Here is a 3,820-nt window from a genome sequence, read left to right as displayed (position 1 = left end):
GAGTGTGTCGCCTCGCGATGCAGCCGACTCGGTGCCCAGCCGATCACAAAAACAACTGAAATAAGGACATTCGCCCCACCGTGGCCACCTACTCGCTCGTTATCCGTCGCCTGATGATCGTCTCGCTGACCATCGTGGTCAGCCGCGCCATCACCAGTCCGCTGCTCACACTGTTCCTGAGCAACAAGCTCGGGCTAAACCAGCAGGACGTCGGTCTGCTCCTGGGTATCGCGGTGTTCATCGCGACCCTGCTCGCACTGTATGGCGGCTATGTCATCGACCGCCTGGAAAAGCGCCGGTTGCTGATTCTCGCCATGCTTTCCAGCGCCGTGGGCTTTGTCCTGCTGACGTTCGCCCAAAACCTTTATCTGACCACCGTTACCCTGATCATCACCGAAACCGCCTCGGCGTTGTTCCTGATCGGCTCCAAGGCAATCCTCAGTGAAAACCTGCCTATGAGCCAACGGGCCAAGGCGTTCTCCCTGCGCTATACGCTGACCAACATCGGTTACGCCACCGGGCCGATGCTCGGCGTGGTGATTGCCGGGGTCTACCCTGTTGCGCCGTTCCTGATCGCCGCCGCGATTGCCTTCGCCAGTGTGTTTCTGATGAGCGGGATTCCCAGGGATTCCGGCCCGGTTACCGCCATCGGCCAACCGCAAAGCTTTCTGAAAACCCTGTTCACCCTGAAAAACGACCGCACGCTGATCATGTTCACCTGCGGTTGCCTGCTCAGCACCGTGGTGCACGGGCGCTTCACCCTGTACCTGTCGCAATACCTGCTGGTGGTCGAAGACTCGAAAAGCGCCCTGCAGACCATGGCCGCCCTGCTCGCCTGCAATGCCATCACGGTGATCCTGCTGCAATACCAGATCGGTCGCTTCCTCAGTCGCGAAAAGTTGCGCTACTGGATTGCTGCTGGCACCAGCCTGTTCATTCTTGGGTTGATCGGTTTCAGTCTGGCCAACAGCCTGCTCACCTGGTGCATCGCGATGTTCATCTTCACCCTGGGTGAAATGATCATTTACCCGTCGGAGTTCCTGTTCGTCGACACCCTGGCTCCGGAAGAATTGCGTGGCAGCTACTACGGCGCACAGAATCTGGCGGCTCTGGGCGGCGCGTTGAGTCCGGTGATCTGCGGATTCCTGCTGATGCACACTCCGGCGCCAACGATGTTCTATGCGCTGAGCGCGTTGACCGCAATGGGTGGACTGCTGTGCTTCATGAGCGGGAGACGCGTCGCTTTAACTCAAAAATAATGCACTGAAGCAGCATTTATATGAATTTGTCAGCATCGAGTTTGCACGGCACACTGTGCGCGTTCCTCCCCCAATAGTTGGAACGCTTCGAGGACTTTCCGGATTGCCGGACAGTCCTTTTTTTTGCCTCGAATTTGCTGCAAGGACCCGATTTAAATGCTCGCTCGCTGGTTGCCCGCTGCCATCAACACCCGCCCCACCGAATGGAGCCGCGCCGCCATCGGCATGGCGCTGGGCACCTTGTTCAGTGTGTGGGCGTGCAGTCAGGTGTTCGGCATCGAGGTCGCGTATCACCTGATCGGGCCGCTGGGTGCTTCAGCCGTGTTGCTATTTGCCGTGTCTTCCGGCGCCCTCGCACAGCCATGGTCGATCATCGGCGGCTACTTGTGCGCCAGCGTTGTCGCGCTGCTGGTGGCCCACGTCCTCGGCCGAACCCTCGGCAGCGCTTGCCTGGCGGCGGGCATGGCGTTGATCCTGATGTGCTGGCTGCGTTGCCTGCACCCACCGGCTGGTGCGCTCGCGCTGACGCTGGTGCTGGCCGATCCAGCCACCATCGCAATGGAGTGGAAGGCCATGGAACCGGTGATGCTCGCCGCCGCGTGCATGCTGCTCAGCGCTCTGACCTACAACAACCTGACGCGCATCCACTACCCGAAACGCCCGGCCGAGCCAGCACCGGCACTGACGGCGGTCGATAACCAGGCCATCACCGCCGCTGACTTGAAACTGGCATTGGCGGATATGGAAGCGTTTATCGACGTTACGCCTGAAGATCTCGAACAACTGATTCATGCCAGCGAACTGCACGCCAAGCGTCGTAGCATCGGCGAAGTCTTCACTCGATAACGACCTGAATCCTTGTGGTGAGGGAGCTTGCTCCAGCTCGGCTGCTCAGCAGAGGCAGCCCCATGGTGTTGAATAATGGGGCCGCTTCGCAGCCCGCCGCGAGCAAGCTCCCGCCACAAAGACAATCTTGCGCCTGCTGCAAAAACGCAAACTCCCCCTGCACATATCCCCGTTGTACACGGCAAATTTGCACTGTTACGATCCGCTAACGCTCGCGCGCGAGCTTCTCGAATAAAGACAATAAAAGCAGGGAGTTAGTGATGACTGCTCAGGCTTCATCCCCGCGGACACCGTCCATGGATGCCACGCAAAACGAAGTGCTGGCCGAGGTTCGCAACCACATCGGTCACCTGACCCTCAACCGCCCCGCCGGCCTCAACGCCATCACCCTCGACATGGTTCGCCAACTGCAACGGCAGCTCGACGCCTGGGCAACCGACAGCGATGTCCGCGCCGTGGTGCTGCGCGGCGCCGGTGAAAAAGCCTTCTGCGCTGGCGGTGACATTCGTTCCCTTTACGACAGTTTCAAAAGCGGCGATACGCTGCACGAAGATTTCTTCGTCGAGGAATACGCCCTCGACCTGACGATTCATCACTACCGCAAACCGGTGCTGGCCTTGATGGACGGTTTCGTCCTCGGCGGCGGCATGGGCCTGGTGCAAGGCGCGGATCTGCGCGTGGTCACCGAGAAGAGCCGTCTGGCGATGCCGGAAGTGGCCATCGGTTATTTCCCGGATGTCGGCGGCAGTTACTTCCTGCCGCGCATCCCCGGTGAGCTGGGGATTTATCTGGGTGTCAGCGGCGTGCAGATCCGCGCGGCCGATGCGCTGTATTGCGGGCTGGCCGACTGGTATGTCGACAGCCGAAAACTGGCGAGCCTCGATGAACAGCTCGATCACCTGGAATGGCATGACACGCCGCTCAAGGACCTGCAAAGCCTGCTCGCAAAAAACGGCGTGCAGACCCTGGCCGATGCACCGCTGCAAAAACTGCGTCCGGTCATCGACCACTTCTTCGCTTTGCCCGATGTGCCGAGCATGGTCGAGCAACTGCGTGCAGTCACGGTTGCCGACAGCCACGAATGGGCAACCGCCACCGCTGACCTCCTGGAAACCCGTTCGCCGCTGGCCATGGCCGTGACGCTGGAGATGCTCCGTCGTGGCCGGCACTTGAGCCTCGAACACTGCTTCGCCCTCGAACTGCATCTGGATCGCCAGTGGTTCGAGCGCGGCGACCTGATCGAAGGCGTGCGCGCCTTGCTGATCGACAAAGACAAGACACCACGCTGGAACCCGCCGACCCTTGCTGCGCTGGACGCTGCGCATGTCGCGAGTTTCTTCCACGGGTTTGCTGAGAGCGGGAGCTGAGCCATGCACGATCTCGAACTGACTGAAGAACAAGTAATGATCCGCGACATGGCCCGGGACTTTGCCCGTGGCGAGATCGCGCCTCACGCGCAGGCCTGGGAAAAGGCTGGCTGGATTGATGACGCGCTGGTGGCGAAGATGGGTGAGCTGGGTTTGCTCGGCATGGTCGTACCTGAGGAATGGGGCGGCACTTACGTCGATTACGTGGCCTACGCCCTGGCCGTGGAAGAGATTTCCGCAGGCGACGGCGCAACCGGGGCCTTCATGAGCATCCACAACTCGGTGGGCTGTGGGCCGGTCATGAATTACGGCAGCGAAGCGCAGAAAAAGACCTGGCTGGCCGACCTC

General features: G+C 60.5%; 4 protein-coding genes. All 4 read left to right on the top strand.

The genetic code is table 11. The features are described 5' to 3' along the window. Positions 1-80: 80 nt before the first annotated feature. Positions 81-1,259 (top strand): MFS transporter, encoded by a 1,179-nt coding sequence (locus DBR24_RS20685; RefSeq protein WP_128615685.1) that lies wholly within the window; start codon positions 81-83, stop codon positions 1,257-1,259. Between the two features lie 156 nt (positions 1,260-1,415). Then, on the top strand, positions 1,416-2,105 hold the full coding sequence (locus tag DBR24_RS20680; RefSeq protein WP_128615684.1) for an HPP family protein: 690 nt from the start codon (positions 1,416-1,418) through the stop codon (positions 2,103-2,105). A gap of 260 nt (positions 2,106-2,365) precedes the next feature. Next, complete coding sequence (locus tag DBR24_RS20675) at positions 2,366-3,472, top strand: enoyl-CoA hydratase/isomerase family protein (RefSeq protein WP_123468886.1); 1,107 nt, start codon at positions 2,366-2,368, stop codon at positions 3,470-3,472. A 3-nt stretch (positions 3,473-3,475) separates the two neighbouring features. Beyond that, on the top strand, positions 3,476-3,820 hold a 345-nt coding region (locus tag DBR24_RS33075), incomplete at its 3' end, for an acyl-CoA dehydrogenase family protein (protein ID WP_256591696.1).

Source organism: Pseudomonas sp. HMWF006 (genome assembly GCF_003061205.1).
GTDB lineage: Bacteria > Pseudomonadota > Gammaproteobacteria > Pseudomonadales > Pseudomonadaceae > Aquipseudomonas > Aquipseudomonas monsensis.
Note: the sequence above shows the minus strand (reverse complement) of the source record. Positions and strands in the feature narration are given on the sequence as shown.

Coding starts and splice junctions, on each gene's coding strand:
- DBR24_RS20675 (WP_123468886.1), top strand. CDS start 2,366: ATGACTGCTCAGGCTTCATCCCCGCGGACACCGTCCATGGATGCCACG.
- DBR24_RS20680 (WP_128615684.1), top strand. CDS start 1,416: ATGCTCGCTCGCTGGTTGCCCGCTGCCATCAACACCCGCCCCACCGAA.